We start from the raw sequence: 22,115 nt of genomic DNA, 5'->3' as shown, positions 1-22,115 counted from the left end.
CGGTTTCTGTGCGCTACCGCGCTTTTCGCTCTGCGGCTCACCGTCCGAAGAGGAGCCGCTTTTGCGAATCCCCACTCCCCACTCCCCAATCCCTGCCGCCGTGCGCTTAGCGCGCGGCGGCCCGCATCCCCCGGTACGGCGGCGTCGCCATCACCATCTCCGCCAGCGAATAGGCCAGCTCGCGCTCGGCCATCACCGTGCCGTCGGCGCCGTGGTCGAGCAGGTGCTTGACCTCGGCATCGCTGTGCGCGCGCGCCAGCAGGGTCAGCGCCGGGTTCAGCGCACGCAGCTTGGCCAGCGCTTCGCCGGCCTCCAGCGGTTGCGGGATCGCCAGGATCGCGATCTTGGCCCTGTCCGGATGCGCCTCGGCCAGCACCCGGTCGGCCGCAGCGCTGCCGCGGATGCCGGGAATGCCGTCGGCATGGGCGCGCTCGACGTGGTCGCGGTTGTCGTCGATCACCAGCACCGGCACGCCGCGCTCGCGCAGCACCGCCGCCAGCGCGCTGCCGACCCGGCCGTAGCCGATCACGATGGCGTGGTCGACCAGGTCCAGCGACGGGCCCGGCGGCAACTCCGGCTCCACGGTCACCGGCGCCTCCACCGCCTGCCGTGCCTGCCAGCGGTCCAGCCAGGTGAACAGCAGCGGGTTGGCGATGATCGACAGCAGTGCGCCGGCCAGGATCAGGTCGCGGCCGGTCTCGGGCAGGATCGCCAGGCTCACGCCCAGGCCGGCGAGGATGAAGGAGAACTCGCCGATCTGCGCCAGGCTGGTGGAGATGGTCAGGGCGATGCCGGTGGGATGGCCGAACGCACGCACGATCACGAACGCGGCCAATGACTTGCCGACGGTGATGGTCAGGAACGTGGCCAGCACCTGCCACGGATGCTCGAGCAGGATGTGCGGATCGAACAGCATGCCCACCGAGACGAAGAACAGCACCGCGAAGGCGTCGCGCAGCGGCAGCGAGTCGCTGGCGGCCTTGTGGCTGAGCTCCGACTCCTTCAGCAGCATGCCGGCGAAGAACGCGCCCAGCGCGAACGACACGCCGAACAGGGTGGCCGAGCCGAACGCCACGCCCAGCGCGATCGCCAGCACCGACAGGGTGAACAGCTCGCGCGAACCGGTCGCGGCCACCTTCTCCAGCGCCCACGGGATGGCGCGGCGGCCGACCACCAGCATCACCGCCACGAACGCGGCCATCTTCAGCAGGGTGATGCCGAGCGCGCCGAGGATCGCGCCGGTGTCGGCGCCCTTGCCGCCGAGCGCGTCGGCCAGCGCCGGCAGCAGCACCAGCGCCAGCACCATCACCAGGTCCTCCACGATCAGCCAGCCGACCGCGATGCGCCCGCGCAGCGTTTCCAGCAGGCGCCGCTCCTCCATCGCCCGCAGCAGCACCACCGTACTGGCCACCGACAGCGCCAGGCCGAATACCAGGCCGTGCAGGGTCGGCCATCCCATGCTCCAGGCCAGCCCCCAGCCGAGCAGGGTGGCGACCGCGATCTGCGCCAGCGCGCCAGGGATCGCGATCCACTTCACTTCCATCAGGTCTTCGAGCGAGAAGTGCAGCCCCACCCCGAACATCAGCAGCATCACCCCCAGTTCCGACAACTGGTTGGCCAGGGCCTGGTCGGCGACGAAGCCGGGCGTGAACGGGCCCACGCAGATGCCCGCCACCAGGTAACCGACCAGCGGCGAGAGTTTGAGACGGTGGGCGAGCGTGCCGAGGATGAAGGCGAGCGCGAGCCCGACCGCGATGATGTCGATGAGACTGGTGTCGTGATGCATTCAGGATCGCAGAACAAGTAGGCCCCGAGTGTCGCCGATCGGGGCTTTTGTCGGCAAATCGGTGTGGCGGGGTGGAGCGGCGGCAGTGGCTGCCCGCGCCTGGTGCGCGCGCGTCTGGGGCGTTGCGCGCGGGGCGGGTGGTTCGACTGACAGCGAGCGGCCAGCGTCCGGTGCCCGGCCAGGCTCGACCTGTCATGGCCTGAACGGATCAGCTGAGGCTGGCTGGAGGGGTTGGCCCGTCCCCGTGACGCGCCGGTCCGGATCAGGCAGGGAAGGAGGGGCGGCCAGGCGTCCGTCGCTGCGCAGTTGGCCCGTGGCGGTCCTGCACCATGCCCCTGCAGGCCTGCTCCCCGACACCCTGAATGGGATGGAGGTCGCAGCGATCGGGGGGCGCACGCAACTCCCTGTCAGGAAAGGCATTACACCGCATGACGGACGTTAACTGTCTACTGTTTCGGCCCATTCCCTGGTGTATGTTTGCGCCACTTGTTGCGCCCCATCGGGCGTCCTGCAGGACAGGGTGGCATGGCTAGATTGACTACTTTCGCGAAGGGACTCCTCCTGAGCGCCGTGTACTGCGCGGCCTACCTGGCTGTATGGCACTGCTCTCTGGATCAATGGTTCCTGCCGATCGGACTGCGCACTGCAGCACTGCTGTTTCTCCCGTATCGGCTTTGGCCCTACGTGTTTCTTGGAGATGCTGCGGCGCTGTTGAGCATGCGTGTGCCGATGATCGAGGTGGGAGCAAATCCGGCCTGGGTCTATGGCAGCTCGTTCCTGTTGATGCCGGCCTTCTCGCTGCTGCCCTGGGCGGTCCGGCGCAGCCTTCCTGATTTCCGGGTCGAGCAGAGTTGGCTGCCGCTGATCTGCCTGTGCGCGGCATTGTGGGCGGTGCTCGTCAACAAGGGGACCAACTGGCTGTTGGGTGGGCCTGCCGCCTACATCAATCTGGAGAATACGCTGAAGTTCTGGATAGGTTTCTATCTGGGTATCGTCATGTTCGTCTTTCCCGCACTGCTCTGGGTCAGGCGAGCAGAGGGGGAGGCAGGTGACCGAAGGACGCTGCTGCACAGCGCAGGCGTCGCCGCGCTGTTGATGGCCGTCCTGTTCGCGGGCGCAATGCAGGTCGAGGGCGTTCTGCGCCAGTTCGTCCTGGTTCTGATGATTGCGCCTGCCGTTTGGTTGACCTTCAAGCATGCCTGGCGGGGCGCTGCAATCGGTGTGGTGATGGCCAACTTTGCAGTGGCTATGTCCCTGCCAAAGACCAACTATGCCGGTGCCTACGATGCAGACACATTGCAGGTGCAGTTGTTGGTGGCATTCGCGGTGACTGCGTTAGCTTCCCTTGGCGCCAAGCTGTCTGTCGCCTTCGACCAGGCGCAACGCTTCGGCTTTGCCGAAAGGCAGGCGCTGCAGGTCGCCCAGGCCAGCTACATGTCGGCCGAGCGCACCCTGCGCAACCGGGTGATCGAGTACACCGACATCCACGTGCACATCAACAAGCTGCGCCGCGACATCGCCACCACGCTGAAACAGCACGGCCACTACGCCGCGGCGATGGAAATGAACCGTACCGGGGTGATCCAGGCGCAGCTGCTGGACGACTACGTCGCTGCACTGTACCCGCTGGATATCGAAACCCATGGCCTGTATGGCGCGCTGAATTCGGTCGCCTTCGCCAACGCCTGCGATACCGAGGTCGAGGCACGCCTGCACGGGGATTCGCGGCGGCTGTCGATCGGGCTGCAACTGGCGGCGTACCGCTGCGTGCTCAATGCCATGGAAATCCTGCCCAATGCAGGCCGGCACACGATCACGGCACGGGTCTGGTCGGCACGTGGCAAGCGCGGTGTGGTGGTAACCCTGGAAGCCGATGCAGCGATGCCGGGCAGCGGCCGCAAGCAGCACAGTTCCGACGAGATGGACTGGGAGCTGGCCAGCCGGTTGAAGGCTCATGACGGCACCTGCCGGCGCCGTCATGAGCGAAAGATCAGTTTCCTGATCTCCGAGCCGCTGGAAAGGACCGTTACTTCTTGATGGTCACGGTCCAGACGTCGCCGTTGGTGCCGCTGGCCAGCTGCACGGTGAAGTAGCGCGCGTCGTAGACCACGGTGCCGCGGCTGCTGTCGAAGGTGTCGACGGTGCTCACCCGATCCACGTCCTTGCCCATCGGCGTCACCCATGCGGTGTCGCCGACACGGCCGATCGCACCACGCACCTGGCCGGTGCTGTCGTTGATCTGCAGGTAGGTCACGCCGTTACGCTCGAACTGATAGATGCGCGCAGAGGCATTGGTGGACAGGTTGGTCGCCGCCGGTGCGCTTTCGCCCAAGCCACGAATGGCGATCGGCGTGCCGACACCACCGCCCGGACAGCAGCTCTGCGCGTAAGCGTTCGACGCAAGCGCCGAGATCAGTACGACGCCCGAAAGCGTCGCGAGTTTGGAAGTCTTCCACATAATCACGTCCTTCCCCTGTTGGGGTTTTTTTGCCTGCCGTTCAGGCGATTCCACATTACGCGAATCGCAACAGGCCACTGTTGACAAATAATCAATCGATTCATACTTGTGATGCGTATCACTTTTATATATTCGGGAATGAGTCCCGAAAAAGTGCGCCGCATCGACTGCTCAGGTATGGCCCCAAGGTCACGCACCCTTACGTGGACCAGTCCGGCATCGCCGGGGCGTCGGGCGCTGTGCTCACTGCAGTTTCCATGCCACACAGGGCGGTCACGCCTGCGCGGCATAGCCGCCGCGTGCGGCCGGTCGCCTCGCCGCGGATGTGCGCATAGGCGGTCTTTGTTGGTGCGCCGGATCGAATGCAGCCGTCTATCGCCTGCGTTCTATAGCGCTGGGAAGACAATCGCCGCCACAGGGAGTTTCTCGAACGCGGCACGGCGTTCCCGTGCCGGGCATCGCGCTGATTGAATGTGGCGAAGTGACTGTTACTCAATAACCTGATGTATTTCTATCGTGCGACGAATGCTTGACGCATTTACGTCGTGCTGCCGTGATCGGTCGAGGCGGCGGTTTAAAACGCAATGGGCATGGCGATGGCCAAGGTGCGCCGCGCGCTGCCGAACCGCGTCTGCCATGCCGGCGTACATGTGGCCTGCCGAATCTTCCTCGCCACGGCATTGCTGCGCATCCCAATTCCCAAGGCATGGCAGTGGCCTCGCCTGCCATCGCACACCGGCATCCCGCCGGTGCGGTCGCGACGTCGCCGGTGGCGAAGACGGCGGCGGTGCCGGAACACTGCCGCCGCATGCGCTTACCAACTGTAGTTGACGTTGGCGTAGGCGAACGCGCCGTTGAAGCCGAATGGCGAGGACGTGCTGTACGGCAGATAGGTGCGGGTGCCGGCGCCGGCGCGAGAGCGGTCGGGATATTCGTTGAGCACGTTGTCGCCGCCGACGGTCACGCGCCAGCGGCCCAGCGTGTAGGCGGCCGACAGATCCAGGGTCCATTTGGCCGCGTAGGTCTGGTCGGCTGCGGGCGTGGTGCCGAAGTCGGTGAACTCGCCCCAGCGCGTGGCGGTGGCGGTGAAGGCCCAGGCGCCGGGCGACCACACGCTGCTCAGGAAGAACTTGTCGCGCGGCGAGCCGCGGGTGATGCGGCCGATCTCGGCGCGGCCGATGCGCACCGCGGTCGGGTCGATCGCTTCCAGCACCGCCGGGTTGCCGGCGATCTTCTCGATGTCGGTCTTGTTGTAGTTGTAGCCGGCGGTGAGGTCGAGGCTGCTGGCGGGCAGCGCGAGCTTGTAGGTGCCGATCGCGTCCACGCCCTGGGTCTTGGTGTCGATGGCGTTGGTGAAATAGCGGCCGCCGCCGATGCCGGCGTAGCCGTTGCCCTGCAGGTAGTTGCGCACGGCCGTGGAGGTGAGGTTCTCCGAGAGCACGATGCGGTCGTCGATGTCGATGCGGTAGGCATCGAGGGTGATGTACAGCGCGTCCACCGGCTGCAACACCAGGCCCAGGCCGTAGTTCTTGGATTTCTCGGCCTTCAGCGGTTCGGCGCCGAGCGCGATCGCCGCCGGGTTGTCGGTGCGGAAGGTGCCGATCTCGAACGGCGTGGCGGCGATGCTGCCGTCGGGCTGGGCGACGTTGATGAAGTTGGTGGCGACCGACTGGAAATACTGCTGCTGCAACGAAGGCGCGCGGAAGCCGGTGGAGGCGGTCGCGCGCAGCGCGACCTTGGGGCTGAAGGCGTAGCGCAGCGACAGCTTGCCGGTGGCAGTGTCGCCGAAGTCGCTGTAGTTCTCGTAGCGCCCGGCCAGGCCGGCGGAGAACTTGTCGGTGATGTCGCCTTCCAGGTCGAGGTAGGCCGAGTAGCTGTTGCGGTCGTAGTGGCCGGAGTCGCTGGGCTTGAAGCCGGCGAACACCTGCGCACCCGGCAGCAGGGTGCCGTTGGCCGAGGGGATGCCGCCGTTGACGTAGGACGCCGGCTCGCCCGGCGATTCGTTGAACTTCTCGCCGCGCCATTCGGCGCCGAAGGCCAGGGTCACCGGATAGGCCAGGCCGACCTCCAGCGATTTGCTGAAGTCGGCGTTGAGCACGTTCTGGGTGACCTGCAGCGCGCCGGCATAGAACTCGGTGGGGCTGGCCAGGCCCAGGCTGTTGTTGAGGCTGTGGCGCACGTCGAAACTCAGGTCGTTGCGGCCGTAGTTGTAGCTGAGGTCGATGGCCAGGCCGCCGGCGGTACTGGACTTGACCCCGCCGACCCAGGACACGTCCTTGCTGACGTTGTAGATCTGCGGCAGGAAGCCGTCGGGATAGATCTCCGGGCGGTTGCGGTTGTCGCCGGACCAGCGGAAGTAGCCGTTGGACAGCACTTCGCGGCGGCTGAGCATCGCGTAGGAATAGAAGGTGATGTAGTCGGCCGGGCTGTACTGGCCGTTGTAGGAGAACGCGCCCTGGTCCACGTCCGGGTCGCCGTAGCGCTGCTGCACCTGGCCCTGGTACGGCGTGGCGCGATCGGTCTGGTCCTGGTGTCCGGCCTGCGCGGCGAAGTGCACGCTGCCGGTCTCGGCGAAGGTGAGGCCGGCATCGCCGGAGAGCTGGTACTGCTCGCCGTCGCCGGCGCTGTACTTGCCGTAGCGCCCGGCCAGGCTGCCGCCCGTGCCGCTGCCCTTGAGCACGATGTTGATGACGCCGGCGATGGCGTCGGAACCGTATTGCGCGGAGGCGCCATCGCGCAGCACTTCGATGCGTTCGACCGCGGCGATGGGAATGGTGTTGAGATCGGCCGGCGAAGAGCCGCGGCCCTGCGCGCCGTTGAGGTTGACCAGGGCGGTGGTGTGGTAGCGCTTGCCGTTGACCAGCACCAGCACCTGGTCCGGCGAGAGCCCGCGCAACTGCGCCGGGCGCACGGCATCGGAGCCATCGGTGATCGCCGGGCGTGGGAAGTTCAGCGAGGGCACTGCGCGCGACAGCGCGGTGGCCAGTTCGGTGGTGCCGGTGGACTGCAATGTCTCCGGCGAGATGATGTCGATCGGCGAGGCCGATTCGGCCACGGTGCGGTCGGCCACGCGGGTGCCGGTGACGATGACCGTGTCCAGCGTTTGCGCGTTGCCGGCGTTCTGTGCGTGGACGGAAACGGCGGACGTCGCCAGGCACAAGGCGACGGCGTGGGCGAGCGGAGTGAGCGTGCGCGTCATGGGGGAGGCGGCTCCAGAAGTGGGGGAGGGGCGCCGCTGCATGCGCACTCCCCTGTCCCCTGGCGGATGCGGCGACGCTCCCTAGGGATTACCGGTTGATGTCAGTGGAGTCAATATTCCGTTAAGGGCGGCGCTGAGGTTGCAACTGCAACCACCGCTGCAGGCGTTGCGGCAGAGCGAATCCCTGGATTTTCCGGCCTCGTAGACAAAATGCCGGCGCTGCGCGCGGACGTGGTGCACGCGGCCGTGCCTGCGCGCGGGCGCTGCGGCGTTTTTCGCAGTGCGATGTGCAGGAGGCGGCCTGCGCGGCACAGGGCAGAGCACGGTGTCGCGCGCGCGTGGTTGTACGGGCACCGCATGTCGCGAGCATGCCCCTGGTACCCCATAGGAACGGCTTCAGCCGCGACGCGGACTGCGCAGGGTCGCGGCTGAAGCCGCTCCTACAAGAAGCCACGGGCCGCCACAGCACGGCACGCTGCGAACAATCCCCAATCCCCAATCCCGAATCCCGAACACAACAACGGCCCGGAGACCCGGGCCGTCGTCATGCCGCTCAACGTAGGCGCGATCGACGCCCACTCATGCGATCACCAGCGGTAATTGATCCGCCCGTACACGTAGGCGCCGTTGAAGCCGTACGGCGAGTAGTTGCTGTACGGCAGCATGCCGTAGGTGGAGTTGATCAGGTTGTCGGTCTTGTCCGGGTACTGGTCGAACACGTTGTCCGCGCCCAGCGTCAGCGTCCAGTTCGTGCTCGGCTTGAAGCTGGCCGAGGCGTCGACCACCCAGTCCGCGCCGTAGGTCTGGTCGCGGGTGGCGGTGGCCGAATTGCGCACGGTGAACTCGCCGTAGCGGGTGGCGGCCAGGCTCAGGTCCCACTTCGGCAGCTTCCAGGTGCCGCTGAGGATCAGCTTGTCCTTCGGGTAGCTGTCCTCCAGGCGGCCGATCTCGTCGCGGCCCAGGGTGGTCTGGGTCGAGCCGATGGCGGCCAGCGCCTGCGGCTGGGTCACCGCATGGGTGATGTCGGTCTTGCTGTAGCCGTAGCTGGCGGTGAGGTCCAGTGTGCTGGCCGCCAACGGGATGCTGTAGGTGCCGACCACGTCGACGCCGCGGGTGCGGGTGTCGGCGGCGTTGCTGAAGTAACGCACGCTGGTGACGTTGCTGTAGCCGAGCCCGCGCAGCTGCCCCAGCACCGCCGCGTCGTTGAGGTTGGACGACAGCAGGATGCGGTCGTCGATCTCGATCTGGTATGCGTCCACGGTCAGGTACAGGCGCTCGACCGGCTGCAGCACCAGGCCCAGGCTGTAGGACAGCGAGGTCTCGGCCTTCAGCGGCGCGGCGCCCAGCGCCTGGGCCACGGCGCTGTTCACCGGGAAGGTGCCGGATTCGAAGAAGCTGCCGTTGATGTAGCTGCTGGTCACCGCCTGGTACTGCTGCTGCGCCAGCGACGGCGCGCGGAAGCCGCTGGCGACAGTGCCGCGCAGCGCCACCTTGTCGGTGAACGCGTAGCGCGCCGACAGCTTGCCGGAGGTCTTGCTGCCGAAATCCGAGTAGTCCTCGTAGCGGCCGGTGAGGCCGGCGGAGAACTTGTCGGTGAGGTCGGCTTCCAGTCCCGCATACACCGCGTAGTTGTGGCGGTCCGAATGCACGGCGTTGAGCGGCGCGAAGCCGGCGAAACCCTGCGCGCCGCCGGTGGTGCCGGTGTACGAGGCCGGCTCGCCCGGCGACTGGTTCCACTTCTCCTGGCGGTATTCGGCGCCGAAGGACAGCGTCACCGGATAGGCCAGGCCCCACTCCAGCGGCTGGGTGAAGTCGGCATTGACTGCGTTCTGGGTGTACTCCAGCGCGCCGTCGTAGAAGCGACTCGGGCTGTCGACGCCGAGGCTGTAGTTGATGCTGTTGGCGGTGTGGAAGTCGACCTTGTTGTAGCCGTAGTTGTAGCTGACGTCCCAGGTGAAGCCGCCGGCGGTGCTGCCCTTCAGGCCGGCGACCAGCGAGCGGTCCTTGGAGTACTGCTCGATCTGCGGCACGTAGCCGTCGGGATAGACCTGCGCCAGCAGCGCGGTCTGGCCGTTGTGGTTGGGCGAGCGGTAGAACGCGAACGAAGTGATGTCGCGGTTGCTGGCGATCGCGGTGGCGTAGCCGGTGAGGTTGTCGCTGAAGCGGAACTCGCTGTTGGCCGAGACCGCGGTGGCATCGACCTTGGGGTCGCCGTAGACGAAGGTGGTCTGGCCGATGCCGGGGTAGTTGCCGGTGTTCGGCGCGGTGCCCTGGTAGGGGCCGGCGCGGTTGGTGGCGTCCTGCTGGCTGATCTGCCCGGCCACGTGCAGGCTGCCGCGGCCATCGCCGAAGCCGACCCCGGCGTCGCCGGAGAGTTGCGACTTGGCGCCGTCGCCGGCCGAGTACTGGCCGTGCTCCACGGCCAGGCTGCCGCCTTCGCCGGCGCCCTTGAGCACGATGTTGACCACGCCGGCGATGGCGTCGGAGCCATACTGCGCCGAAGCGCCGTCGCGCAGCACTTCCACCCGCTCGATCGCGGCGATCAGGATCGCGTTGAGATCCACCGCCGAGGAACCGCGGCCGATGGTGCCGTTGACGTTGATCATCGCCGAGGTGTGGCGGCGCTTGCCGTTGACCAGCACCAGCACCTGGTCGGGCGAGAGCCCGCGCAGCTGCGCCGGGCGGATGCCGCTGGTGCCGTCGGTCAAGGCCGGGCGCGGGAAGTTCAGCGAGGGCAGCGCGCGCGACAGCGCGGTCGCCAATTCCGAGGTGCCGGTGGCCTGCAGCGCTTCGGGGGTGATGATGTCGATCGGCGATTGCGACTCGGCGACGGTGCGGTCGCTGACGCGGGTGCCGGTGACGATCACCGTGTCCAGCGTGCTGGGCGTGCTGGGCGTGCTGGGCGTGCTGGGCGTGCTCGGCGCGTCGGGCGCGGTCTGGGCGAAGGAGGGGACGGCGAGGGCGGCGAGCACGGCGCTCGCCAGCAGCGACAACGGACGGTTCATGAAAACTCCAACAGGTGCCGAAACGGCAGGCGGGGCCGCGGCGGCCGGCAAGGCCGGCGGGCCGCGTCCTCAGGGATGTCTAATTATTTTTTAACATGCGTGCTGCGTCGCAGGATGCAAGCGCATGTTCTTATTCCATTACGTTCTAAGGGTCGGCAGAACGCCGCGTGCCGCCGCCGAGAGCGGACGGCAGTCGCAATGGCGAGGCGGCTATGCAGGCCGAGCAGCGTCCGCGCCCCATCGGGACAGCTGCGGCATCGGCCTGTTGGCCGCGCGAAGTCACGCGTGGCAGGGCGTCGCCGCTTGTCGCGGCGACGCCCGCCAGGTTCGCTCAGAAGCGGTAGCTCACCCGTCCGTACCAGTAGCGCCCGTTGAAGCCGAACGGCGACAGCGGCGAGTACTGCAGGCCGTTGGGCCGGTCGTCGTAGATGTTGTTGAGCGCGGTCCGGGTCGGGTACTGGTTGGTGACGTTGTCGGCGCCGACGGTGAAGGTCAGGTCGTGCCAGGCATAGCTGGTGGACAGGTTCAGCAGCCAGCGTGCGGCGAAGCCCTGGTCCTGGCTGCCGTCGGCCTCGTCGCCGCGGCGGGTGATGGCGCCGTAGCGGGTGGCGTCGCCGTGCAGGGTCCAGCCGGCCAGGCTCCAATCGCCGCTGAGCACGTACTTGGTGCGCGGCGTGGCATCGGTCAGCAGGCCCTGGCTGGCGCGGCCGAAGTTCGGATCGGAGATCTCCAGGATCTCGATCTTGTTGTAGTTGGCGCTGAAACTGAGGTTGAGCGTGCCGGCGCGGTCGAGGTCGAGCAGGTAGTTGTTCACCCAGTCCACGCCGCGGGTACGGGTGGTGGCGCCATTGACGAAGAACTGAGCTGCGCTGACCTGGCCGATCGGTTCGGCCAGCGAGATCTGGTCCGAATACAGGATCTGGTCCCAGATGCGGATCTGGTACAGGTCCAGGGTGGCGTTGAAGCCGCCGCCCGGTTGCCAGACCGCACCGATGCTGTAGTTGGTGGATTTCTCCGGCGACAGCGGCTTGGCGCCGAGGGCGATGGCCACCGGATCGGAGGTGCGGTAGGTGCCGATCTGGCTGAGGACGCCGTCCACCGGCAGGGTCACCACCGAGGCGTAGTTCTGTTGCGCCAGCGAGGGCGCGCGGAAGCCGTTGGAGATGGTGCCGCGGATGGCGAAGGCGTCGTTGAGCTGGTAGCGCGCCGACAGCTTGCCCGAGCGGGTGGTGCCGGCATCGCTGTAGTCCTCGTAGCGCGCGGCCACGCCGCCGGACAGGCGCTCGGTCAGGTCCGCTTCCAGGTCGGCGTACACCGCCTTGCTGTGGCGCTGGAATTGCCCGGCCACGGTCGGCGACAGGCCGGGGAACACTTGCGAGCCGCCGGGGTAGGGCGCGCCGGTCTCGGGGTTGATGGCGTTCGGATCGAAGTAGATCGAGGTGGGTGAGCCGGCGACCACGGCGTACTTGTCCTGCCGGTATTCGGCGCCGAAGGCGAGGTTCACCGGGTAGGCCAGGCCCCAGTCCAGGGACTTGCTGAAGTCGGCGTTGAGCGCGTTCTGCTCGTTGCGGAAGCCGCCGGCGTTGAAGCGCGTCGGCGAGGCGCCGGTGCTCCAGTACAGGTTGGTGTTGATGGTGTTGCGCAGGTCGAAGGTGACGTCGTTCTTGCCGTAGTCGGCCGAGACGTCCCAGGTCCAGCCGTTGTCGGTGCTGCCCTTGACGCCGAGCACCGCGGCGCGGTCGTTGGAGGGGTTGTAGATCTGCGGCAGGTAGCCGTTGGGATAGACCGCCTGCACGTTGCGGTCGCTGTTGTCCCAGGCGCGGTAGTAGCCGTTGGACAGCACCTCGCGGCGGCTGAAGTTGGCGTAGCCGTACAGGTCGACGTGCGGGGTGAGCGCGTAGCCGAAGTTGACCAAGCCCTGGTAAGTCTTGACCGCCGGGTCGCCGTAGCGCTCGTAGGGCACGCCGCTGGGGTTGGCGGCGCCGGCGAGCGTGGTGGCCTTGTCGGTGTTCTCGGCGCGATTGGTGTTCATCGCGTTCTGGTAGTTCCACGACACTCGCACCCAGCCCGGCGCCTCGCCGCCGGCCGCGCCGCCGAAGGCCAGACCGTAGGAGCCGTCGATACCGTTCTGCGCGCCGTCGCCCTTGTCCATGATGCCGCCGTTGACCGCGACGCTGTTGCTGCCGGCCTTGGCACCGTGCTTGAGGACGATGTTGATGACGCCGGCGATGGCGTCGGAACCGTATTGCGCGGAGGCGCCGTCGCGCAGCACCTCGATGCGCGCGATCGCCGACATCGGGATCGAGTTGAGGTCGGCCGGCGCCGAGCCACGCCCGACCGAGGGGTTGTAGTTGACCAGCGAGGTGGTGTGGTAGCGCTTGCCGTCCAGCAGCACCAGCACCGCATCCGGCGACAGGCCGCGCAGGGTCGCCGGGCGCAGCGCGTCGTTGCCGTCGTTGATCGCCGGGCGTGGGAAGTTCAGCGACGGCAACAACTTGCCGAGGGCGCTGGCGAGGTCGCTGGCGCCGGTGGCCTGCAGCGCCTCGGGCGCGATGATGTCGATCGGCGACTGCGATTCGGCCACCGTGCGGTCGGAGATGCGGGTGCCGGTGACGATGATGTTGTCCAGCGTGGTCGGTGCCTGCTGGGACTGGGCGAGGCTGTTGGCGGAGGCGAGCGCGAGCAGGACGGCACTGACGAGGGGGAGGCGGCGTTGCGTCATCGGGCGGAGACTCCAGTGGCTGGGAGGATTGGCGTGGGTCTGGCGATTTCCGGTGTGGGCGGTGCAATGCTGCGGTGCAGCGATTGCCATCGGATTGAAATCCGTTTTTCACGCCGGCGCGTATACAAAAACGGACCTGGGTCGGATTTTCTCGGTGCCCCGGGGGCCGCCCCGGACGACGCCGCGTCGCCGCCCGGGTGGGCCGGCGTCGGCGAAGCGGCTACACTTCCGCCTCGCTAGCCGAGTGCCCTGCCTTGATTTCCCTACGTAATTTCGCCTTGCGCCGCGGCGAGCGGCTGTTGCTGTCCAATGTCGATCTCACCCTGCATGCCGGCTACCGGGTGGGTGTGGTCGGCCGCAATGGGGCCGGCAAGTCCAGCCTGTTCGCGGCGGTGAAGGGCGAACTGGAGGCCGACAAGGGCGACGTCGACCTGCCCGGCAAGGTGCGCATCGCCAGCGTCGCCCAGGAAACCCCGTCGCTGCCGGACCCGGCACTGAGCTTCGTGCTCGGTGGCGACACCGCGGTGGCCGCGGTGCTGAGCGAAGAGGCCGAGGCGACCGCGCGCGAGGACTGGGAGGCGGTCGCCGCCGCGCACACCAAGATGGCCGAGATGGGCGCCTACGACGCCGATGCGCGTGCCGGCAAGCTGCTGCACGGCCTCGGCTTCCCGGCCGAGACCCATCACCGCGCGGTGTCCTCGTTCTCCGGCGGCTGGCGCGTGCGCCTGAACCTGGCGCGCGCGCTGATGATGCCCAGCGACCTGCTGCTGCTCGACGAACCGACCAATCACCTCGACCTGGACGCGGTGTACTGGCTGGAGCAGTGGCTGCTGAAGTATCCGGGCACGCTGCTGCTGATCTCGCACGACCGCGAGTTCCTCGACAACGTCGCCACCCACACCCTGCACCTGCACGGTGGCGGCGCCAAGCTCTATCCGGGCGGCTATACCGATTTCGAACGTCAGCGCGCCGAACAACTGCGCCAGCAGCAGATCGCGCACGAGAAGGAACAGGCCGAGCGCGCCCACCTGCAGAGCTTCATCGACCGCTTCAAGGCCCAGGCCAGCAAGGCCGCGCAGGCGCAGAGCCGGATGAAGCGTCTGGCCAAGCTGGCCGGTACCGAAGCGGTGCGCGCCGAGCGCGAGTTCCGCATCGAATTCGCGCCGCCGGCCAAACTGCCGTTCTCGCTGATCCGCCTGAACCATGTCGAGGCCGGCTACGGCAGCGACGCGGTCATTCTGCACAACGTGGGCTTCGGCCTGGAAGCCGGCCAGCGCATCGGCCTGCTCGGCCCGAACGGTGCCGGTAAGACCACGTTGGTGAAGACCCTGGTGGGCGAGCTGGCGCCGCTTGCAGGGGAACGCGCCGCCCATCCGGACCTGCGCATCGGCTACTTCGCCCAGCACACGGTGGAATCGCTGCATGAAGGCCAGTCGCCGATGGAGCACTTCCGCGACCTGGCCCCGGATGCGCCGAACCAGGCGTTCCGCGACTTCCTCGGCAAGTGGAATTTCCCGGGTGACCGTGCGTTCGAGCCGGTGGACGGCTTCTCCGGCGGCGAGCGCGCGCGCCTGGCGCTGGCGCTGATCGCCTGGCAGCAGCCGAACGTGCTGCTGCTGGACGAACCCACCAACCATCTCGACCTGGAAATGCGCGAGGCGCTGGCCGAGGCGCTGGCCGATTTCGACGGCGCCATCGTCATGGTCTCGCACGACCGCCACCTGATCGGCCTGGTCTGCGATACCTTCTGGCGCGTGGCCGACGGCGTGGTGGAGCCGTTCGACGGCGACCTCGACGCCTACGCCGCGTGGCTACGCACTCGGCCGGCCGCGCAGGGCACCAAGCAGAAACTGGCCGAGGCCGCGCCGACCCCGCCGCCGCCGGTCAAGCCGCTGCCGGCGAAGAAGCCGCCGAACCCGCACAAGCTGGCCGCCGCGGAGAAGCGCGTGGGCGAACTGGAAGCCACCCTGGCCGAGCTCGATCGCCAGCTCGCCGACCCGCGCAGCTATGCCGATGCGGAGAAGATGGCGGTGCTGGGCCGCGACCGCGAAGCGACCGCGCGCGATCTGGCGCAGGCCGAGCAGGCGTGGATGGAGTTGATCGACGGCGCCTGACGGCGTCGCACAGGCCGGCCGCGCGCCACGCGGCCGATGGCCCATCTCGCAGGCCCGGCCGGCGCGGTCATGCCTTCATGGAGCGACGACGATGATCAGCGGCACCATCCGCCTGGACGATTTCCGCGCTGCGCAACGCCTGCATCATCGATACAAGCTGCGCCGCGCACTGATGCGGATGGGCGGTGCGTTCCTGCTCGGCGTATTGCTGTTGTTGTCTGATGCGCGCGGTGGCTGGGCGAGCGTGCTGGGCGAGGCGCTGGTCTTCTTCAGTTGCGGTGCTCCGATCTGGCTGGCCTTGTGGTACGGCTGGGTCGTGCCGAGCAAGCTGCTGTTCCTCTACGCGCAGCAGGAGTCGCTGCGGCATCGCTTCACCTATGCATGGGACCAGGTGGGCATCCGCATCACCTGGCCGAAGGGCGAGGTACACCGCCGCTGGCGCGATTACGTCCGGTATCGCGAGAGTCCGCGGGTGTTGCTGCTGTACCACAACGACGGCATGTTCGACGTGGTGCCGACGGCATGGTTTGCCGACGCCGCACAGCGCGACGCGTTCCGGCGGCTGGCGGCGCGGGTGGGAACCGGAACTGGCAAGTCCACCGTGTAGCAGGCGCTCAGGTTGCGGCGTGCGCTGGACATGCATGCGATGTGGATGTCCGCGCTTGGTCCAGGCTCGCCGGAGCGCGAGTGGGCACACCCCCGTGGGAGGGGCTTCAGCCCCGACGCCTCACTGTCCCAGCCAACGGAAAGCCTCACCAGCAAGGCATGCGCAAGCGCCCAGGGCCCGGGCGCTGCGCGTGGCCGGCGCGGACGCTCTGGCGGCAGTGACACACGTGCCCCAGCGCCATGGGGCGCGATGGGTGTGCCGGCTAGAAGAGGACGGTCGGTTCGGCCGGCGCGTTGCGCCGGCCTGCGGTGCTCAGGCAGCGGCGCTGGCCACGACCAGCAGGCCGCCGGCGATCGCCGCCCAGTCCAGCGGCGTGCGCGAGCGCAGGCTCTTCAGCGAGGGGCGGGCGGTCGGCGTCGGTCGCAGGCCGGCCTTGAGCGCCATCAGCGCCAGGCCCGCGGCGCTGAGCGCCCAATGCCATTCGCTGGCGCCGCCGCGCAGGAAATAGGCCAGATGCAGCACACACAGACAGGCCAGTACGGCGGCCAGCACGACGTCACGCGAGACCAGGCCCGGACGGGCGGTCAGGACACCACGGTTCATCAACATGTTTCCCCCTGGACGATAGGCGCCTTCCCCGGCGCACACTGCGACTGCGACCGGGATCATATTTCGAGCTTGCACGGCCGCCAAGCGGCAGTGCACAAAATCTTCACATGGTTGTCAAAGCCTGCTGGTAGGCGTAGCAAGGCACGTGCCGGATGTGCGCAGGTGGCGTGGAAGGCGACGTGCAGCACTGGCTCTGCCGCTCAGTCGGGATGTGCGGCCTGCTCGGCCAGCAACCATTCGCGTAGCCGCCGCCCCGCGTCGCTTTCCGCCCGCGAGCGCAATCGGGTCAGCCAATAGCGGCCCAGGTCGATGCGGGTCGGGAATGGACACAGCAGGCGCCCGGCATCCAGGTCCTGGGCGAACAGCCGCAGCGGCAGCAGGGCCACGCCGTGGCCGGTCGCGGCGATGCTGGCCAGGGTCAGCGAGGCATCGCAGATCGGGCCGCCGGCCTGGACTTCGGGCGCGCCGGCGGCCTGCAGCCAGCGCGGCCATTCGTCCAGCCGGTAGGAGCGCAGCAGGTTGGTCCTTGCCAGGTCGGCGGGCGTGCGAAGCAGCGGCGCCAGTGCCGGTGCGCACACCGGTGCGAACGGCGCATCCAGGACCGGCGTGGCGTGCTGGCCCTGCCAGTCGCCGTCGCCGAAGCGGATCGCCAGGTCCAGGCCTTCGCCGGCCAGGTCGACCCGGTTGTTGTGGGTGTACACGCGCAGTTCGATGCCCGGGTGCGCGGCGTGGAAGGCGTCCAGCCGTGGCAGCAGCCAGCCCACCGCGAAGGTGCCGACCACGCCCACGCTCAGCGTCTCGCGATAGCGGCCGCCGGCGAAGCGCTGCAGGGTGGAGGCGATGCGGTCGAAGGCCTCGGTCAGCACCGGATGCAAGCGCAGGCCTTCGTCGGTCAGGGCCACGCCGCGCGGCAGGCGCTGGAACAGCACCACGCCCAGGCGCGCCTCCAGTTGCTTGATCTGGTGGCTCAGTGCGGCCTGGGTCACGCACAGCTCGGCCGCGGCGCGGGTGAGGTTCTGGTGCCGCGCTGCGGCCTCGAAGGCGCGCAGGGCGTTCAGCGGCAGGTGCGGACGGATCATTGCCAGGTATCAATTCGGCTCATGGGTGCGATTGAATAACCTCGCTGGTGGGGGCAGGTCAATGCGGCCATCATCCTGGCTCCCGACGGAGGTGGACGATGCTGACGAGACGACGGTTCCTGCAGGGCGTGGGCGTGGGCATGGGCGCGAGCCTGCTGGCGGTGGCTGCAGTGCAGGCAAAAACGCCGCAAAACAAGGCGCCAACGCTAAAGCAGCGACTGGCCGAGATCGAGCGGCGCAGCGGTGGCCGGCTCGGCGTGAGCCTGCTCGACGGCAGCGGCGCGGTGCTCGGCGGACAGCGCCAGGACGAGCGCTTCCCGCTGTGCAGCACCTTCAAATTTCTATTGGCGGGGGCGGTGCTGCAGCGGGTCGATCGCGGCGAACTGACCCTGGAGCGGCGCCTGCCGGTGCGCAAGGCGGATCTGCTGGGGAATTCGCCGGTGTCCGAGCGCCATGTGGGCGGCACGCTCAGCGCGGCCGAGCTGTGCCGTGCGGCGATGATCTACAGCGACAACGCCGCGGCCAACCTGCTGCTGCCGCTGGTCGGTGACCCGCCCGGCGTGACCCGCTTCCTGCGTGCGCTGGGCGATACGCAGACCCAACTGGATCGCAACGAGCCGGGCATGAACGACTTTGTCGCCGGCGATCCGCGCGACACCACCACGCCGGCGGCGATGGCGGCGACGATGCGCACCCTGTTGCTCGGCGAGGCGCTGCAACCCGTCTCGCGGCAGCGCCTGATCGGCTGGATGCGCGACAACCGCACCGGCAAGGATTGCCTGCGCGCCGGCCTGCCGGCGGGCTGGCGGATCGGCGACAAGACCGGCAGCAACGGCACCGACACCCGCAACGACATCGCCATCGTGTGGGCGCCAGGACGGCCCACGCCGCTGCTGCTGACCGCCTATCTCAATGGCGCCAAGGTCGACAGCGCCGCGCGCGATGCGGCGCTGAAAGCGGTGGCGCAGGCGGTGGTGGCCACGCTGCCGGCGCAGGCGCCGCGCGCCGCCTAGTCGCTCTCCGTAGGGCTGACTTCAATAGCGACGGGCCTTACTGGGAAGGTCCGTCGTGGCTGATTCCACAAAAGGCGACAACAGCCGTTCCTACCCGACGCCGCTCGCGATCATCGGCGTCGCCATTCTGTCTATGTCGCGCGCGATCGCCTGCGTTGTACCCAACGGCCACAGCCGCCGCGGCCGTGCCACCTGATCGTGCGGTCCCTTCCAGTCCCTTCCTGTTCGGAGCGTCCCATGCGTGGATTCGTGTGCTGTTCGTTCGCCATCGCCCTCGGGCTGTTCGCCCACGCCGCGCAGGCGCGTGTCTGGGAACCCGCGCCCGGCCACGTGCAGGTGCCGATCTGGCCCGGCGCGGTGCCGGACGCCCTGCCGCATCCGAAGCCGGAAACGGCCGGTCCGGGGGCCAGGATCGACAACGTCAGCCGGCCGACCATGACGGTCTATCCGGCGCAGGGCCACAACACCGGCGCCGCGGTGGTGGTGTTTCCCGGCGGCGGTTATCAAATGCTGGCGATGGACCTGGAGGGCACGGGGATCTGCGACTGGCTGACCTCGCGCGGCATCACCTGCGTGCTGTTGAAGTACCGCGTGCCGAACTCGGGCCCGACCTGGGTCGATGGCCATCGTTACTACCCGAAGGTGCAGACCGCACTGCAGGACGCGCAGCGCACGCTGGGCCTGGTGCGCCAGCAGGCCGCGACCTGGGGCGTGGACCCGCACAAGATCGGGGTGATGGGCTTTTCCGCTGGCGGCCACCTGGTGGCTGCGGCGAGCACGCACTTCGCCCAGCGCACCTATCCGCTGGTGGATGCCGCCGATCGCGTCAGCTGCCGCCCGGACTTCGCCATCGCTGTGTATCCAGGCCACCTGTGGGCGCACGAGGACGAAGATGACGACACCCGCGATCCCACCGATCTGGCCTTGCGTCCGGACATCCGCGTCGTCGCCGACACTCCGCCCACCTTCCTGCTGCAGGCCCAGGACGACCACGTGGATGGCGTCTCGCAGGTGCTGGCGTACTACGTCGCCCTCAACCACGCCGACGTGCCGACGGAAATGCATATCTACGCCAAGGGTGGCCACGCTTTCGGCCTGCGTGCAAAGAACCTCCCGATCGCGCAGTGGCCGCAGCTGGTGGAGACCTGGCTGCGGACGATCGGGGTGCTTGAGAGCCGGGATTAGGGAGTCGGGATTGGGGATTCGTAAAAGCGGCTTCCGCGGGAGTCGGAGTTAGGTCGCACCATTCGGGATTGGCGGAAACGCATCAGCGTGCAGGCGCCGCTCTTGCCAATCCCCAATCCCGACTCCCCAATCCCGCCCGCCTCAGACGGGTCCCGGTCCTTGATAGTTGGGCGGGCTCTCCTGATACAGCCGCGCCGGCCCGCCCATCGCCGGGTCGCTGATGCCGGGCTTGCCGGTTTCCACGCGGCCGGCCAGGCGCTGGCGGGCGTGGTCCTGGACCAGCCACAGGTCGTACCAGCCGCCGCTCGGCTTGGCGCTCCAGCGCATGCGCTGCTCGGCACCAGGCGCCAGCGTCACCTGCTGGCGCGGCTGTGCCTGCGCATAGGCGGCCGGCTCCAGGGACACGCTGAGCGGGTCGGGGCCGGGATTGCGCAGCACCAGGCACAGCGTCTGCGCGTCGTCCGGGTCCTGGGCGATCTCGGCCTGCAGCAGCGGAGCGCTCAGATCGCCGCGGTAGTAGCGGTGGAAACCGTTGGGGCCGAGCAGCCACAGGTCGTAGTCGCCGTCGTAGGTGGTCCACGTGCCGTCCAGGCTTGCACCGGCGCCCACCGTGTAGCGGCGCGGGATCGACTCCAGCAGGTAGCGGTCGTAGACGTGCAGCACCGCCGCGGCGCCGGTGTTGGTCATGCGCAACTGCACTTCGCCGCGCTCGAGCACGTACTGCAACTGCACCGTCGGCCGATACGGTAGCGCGCGTGCGCGGCGCACGCCGAATGCCTGTCGTGGCGCCTGCAACTGCGTCGGCAGCGGCGGCAGCGCATGCTCGCGCAGCGCCGCGGCGCGTGCCGCCGCCTCGCGCACATCCGGCAGGTCGGCGACGAAAGGGCGCGTATCGGTCTGGCGGAAATCGAAGGCGTCGAGCAGGTCGCCGCAGACCGCGCGGCGCCACGGGGTCAGGCCGGCGGCGGCGACGCCGAAGCGGCGTTCCAGCAGGCGCAGCACCGAGGTGTGGTCGTAGACCTGCGAATCGACCCAGCCGCCACGGCTCCATGGCGAGATCACGTACAGCGGCACGCGCGGGCCGAGGCCGTAGGGGCGTCCGCGCAGCTCCGGCGGGTCGGCCTTGGCGTCGCCCGGTGCCGGGTGCAGGTGGTATTCGCCGTCGGTGGGGATGCTGGAGGCGCCGGCCCAGCCGCCGGCCGAGGACGGGTCGGGCGAGGGCGGGGCCGGCGGCGGCACGTGGTCGAAGAAGCCGTCGTTCTCGTCGAACATCAGCAGCAGCGCGGTGCGCGCCCACACCTTGGGATCGGCGGTCAGCGCGTCGAGCACGCGCGCGGTGTAGGCCGCGCCCTGCGCCGGGCTGGACGGATCGGGATGCTCGCTGCCGGCGGCGTCGGCGATGATGAAGCTCACCGACGGCAGCCGCGCGGCCAGCACGTCCTCGCGCAACTGCGCCAGGCTGCGGCTGGAAACGCCGCGTGCGCGCAATTGCGGATCTTGCCCGGGCGCACCGCGCCAGGCCGCGCGGAACGGCGCGAAGCCGGCCAGCGGGTTGTCGGTGAAGTTGTCGGCCATGTCCTGGTAGATCTGCCAGGACACGCCGGCCTGCTGCAGCGCCTCGACGTAGCTGGGCCAGCGGTAGTCGTCCGGGGCGCCGCCCAGTTCCGGGAAGTTGTCGTGCGAGTTGGCGATGACCGGGCCGCCGGCGCGGGCGTGCGGATCGTTCTGCCCGGTCCACAGGAACACGCGGTTGGGATTGGTGCCGGCCTGGATCGCGCAGTGGTAGGCGTCGCACACGGTGAAGGCTTCGGCCAGGGCGAACTGGAACGGCAGGTCGTCGCGTTCGTAGTACGCCAGTGCGTGGTCTCGCTTGGCCGCCGGCCATTGGCCCATGCGGCCGTGGTCCCAGGCTTGCTGTGCGTTCGGCCAGGTATGCGGGGTGCCTTGCACGCGCATGGTGGCGAAGTTCTGCGCGGTGCGCAGCGGGAACGGTGCCAACGGGCGGCTGCCGTCGGCGCTGGGCTGCAGCCACACCGTGCGCGGGGCGATGCCGGGCAGCGTCGGTGCGGGGATCGGGAAGCGGTCGCCGAAGCCGCGCACGCCGGCCAGGCTGCCGAAGTAATGGTCGAAGGCGCGGTTCTCCTGCATCAGGATCACCACGTGCTGCAGATCGTCGAGGGTGCCGCTGCGCACGTCCGGGGCGATCGCCGCGGCGCGGGCGATGCTCGGCGGCAGCAGTCCGGCGGCGCTGGCGGTGAGGCCGGCGCGGAGCAGCCGGCGGCGGGTCTGGTCGGTCATGGCGGTCCGGGGAAACACAAAACGGCGGAAGCCGGGATCG

General features: G+C 68.5%; 14 protein-coding genes. 6 read left to right on the top strand and 8 right to left on the bottom strand.

What is annotated here, in order from left to right; genetic code table 11:
• Positions 1–106: 106 nt before the first annotated feature.
• Complete coding sequence (gene ybaL, locus FHR66_RS17830) at positions 107–1,786, bottom strand: YbaL family putative K(+) efflux transporter (protein WP_160969078.1); 1,680 nt, start codon at positions 1,784–1,786, stop codon at positions 107–109.
• 525 nt (positions 1,787–2,311) lie between these two features.
• Between ybaL and FHR66_RS17825 the strand changes: the two genes are divergently transcribed.
• Positions 2,312–3,823 carry an MASE1 domain-containing protein gene (locus FHR66_RS17825; RefSeq protein ID WP_160969077.1) on the top strand — a complete coding sequence of 504 codons (1,512 nt, stop codon included), beginning with the start codon at positions 2,312–2,314 and terminating at the stop codon, positions 3,821–3,823.
• On the opposite strand, the gene FHR66_RS17820 is transcribed toward FHR66_RS17825, so the two are convergent.
• The 4 genes from FHR66_RS17820 to FHR66_RS17805 form a co-directional block, all read right to left on the bottom strand.
• Positions 3,813–4,244 carry a hypothetical protein gene (locus tag FHR66_RS17820; protein WP_160969126.1) on the bottom strand — a complete coding sequence of 144 codons (432 nt, stop codon included), beginning with the start codon at positions 4,242–4,244 and terminating at the stop codon, positions 3,813–3,815. The two genes, FHR66_RS17825 and FHR66_RS17820, sit on opposite strands and share 11 nt — an antisense overlap.
• 814 nt (positions 4,245–5,058) lie before the next feature.
• A complete protein-coding gene (locus FHR66_RS17815; RefSeq protein WP_160969076.1) occupies positions 5,059–7,443 on the bottom strand; it encodes a TonB-dependent receptor plug domain-containing protein in 2,385 nt (794 codons plus the stop codon).
• A 587-nt stretch (positions 7,444–8,030) separates the two neighbouring features.
• Entirely contained in the window at positions 8,031–10,448 is a 2,418-nt protein-coding gene (locus FHR66_RS17810) for a TonB-dependent receptor plug domain-containing protein (RefSeq protein WP_160969075.1), read from the bottom strand.
• Between the two features lie 331 nt (positions 10,449–10,779).
• On the bottom strand, positions 10,780–13,170 hold the full coding sequence (locus FHR66_RS17805) for a TonB-dependent receptor plug domain-containing protein (RefSeq protein WP_160969074.1): 2,391 nt from the start codon (positions 13,168–13,170) through the stop codon (positions 10,780–10,782).
• Positions 13,171–13,424: 254 nt separating this feature from the next.
• Here FHR66_RS17805 and FHR66_RS17800 point away from each other — a divergent pair, with 254 nt between their 5' ends.
• Both FHR66_RS17800 and FHR66_RS17795 read left to right on the top strand, forming a co-directional pair.
• Positions 13,425–15,284 carry an ABC-F family ATP-binding cassette domain-containing protein gene (locus tag FHR66_RS17800; RefSeq protein ID WP_160969073.1) on the top strand — a complete coding sequence of 620 codons (1,860 nt, stop codon included), beginning with the start codon at positions 13,425–13,427 and terminating at the stop codon, positions 15,282–15,284.
• 91 nt (positions 15,285–15,375) lie between these two features.
• A complete protein-coding gene (locus tag FHR66_RS17795; protein ID WP_160969072.1) occupies positions 15,376–15,891 on the top strand; it encodes a YcxB family protein in 516 nt (171 codons plus the stop codon).
• 312 nt (positions 15,892–16,203) lie between these two features.
• Here the strand turns inward: FHR66_RS17795 and FHR66_RS17790 are convergent, their stop codons facing one another.
• Together FHR66_RS17790 and ampR are read right to left on the bottom strand one after the other, a co-directional pair.
• Positions 16,204–16,494, bottom strand: coding sequence for a hypothetical protein (locus FHR66_RS17790; protein WP_237475401.1), 291 nt, complete (start codon positions 16,492–16,494; stop codon positions 16,204–16,206).
• 206 nt (positions 16,495–16,700) lie between these two features.
• Positions 16,701–17,579, bottom strand: coding sequence for a LysR family transcriptional regulator AmpR (gene ampR / locus FHR66_RS17785; RefSeq protein WP_160969070.1), 879 nt, complete (start codon positions 17,577–17,579; stop codon positions 16,701–16,703).
• A 98-nt stretch (positions 17,580–17,677) separates the two neighbouring features.
• Here ampR and bla point away from each other — a divergent pair, with 98 nt between their 5' ends.
• From bla to FHR66_RS17770, 3 genes are read left to right on the top strand one after another with little or no spacing between them, the layout of a single operon-like run.
• Complete coding sequence (bla, locus tag FHR66_RS17780; protein WP_160969068.1) at positions 17,678–18,592, top strand: class A beta-lactamase; 915 nt, start codon at positions 17,678–17,680, stop codon at positions 18,590–18,592.
• 55 nt (positions 18,593–18,647) lie between these two features.
• Positions 18,648–18,788: a hypothetical protein gene (locus FHR66_RS17775; protein ID WP_160969066.1), complete on the top strand. Its 141-nt coding sequence runs from the start codon at positions 18,648–18,650 to the stop codon at positions 18,786–18,788.
• A gap of 41 nt (positions 18,789–18,829) precedes the next feature.
• Positions 18,830–19,777, top strand: a complete 948-nt coding sequence (locus FHR66_RS17770) for an alpha/beta hydrolase (RefSeq protein ID WP_160969064.1) — start codon at positions 18,830–18,832, stop codon at positions 19,775–19,777.
• 141 nt (positions 19,778–19,918) lie between these two features.
• Here the strand turns inward: FHR66_RS17770 and FHR66_RS17765 are convergent, their stop codons facing one another.
• Positions 19,919–22,075 (bottom strand): phosphocholine-specific phospholipase C, encoded by a 2,157-nt coding sequence (locus FHR66_RS17765; protein WP_167087991.1) that lies wholly within the window; start codon positions 22,073–22,075, stop codon positions 19,919–19,921.
• Positions 22,076–22,115: the final 40 nt, after the last annotated feature.

The organism is Xanthomonas sp. F4 (assembly GCF_011761895.1).
Note: the sequence above shows the minus strand (reverse complement) of the source record. Positions and strands in the feature narration are given on the sequence as shown.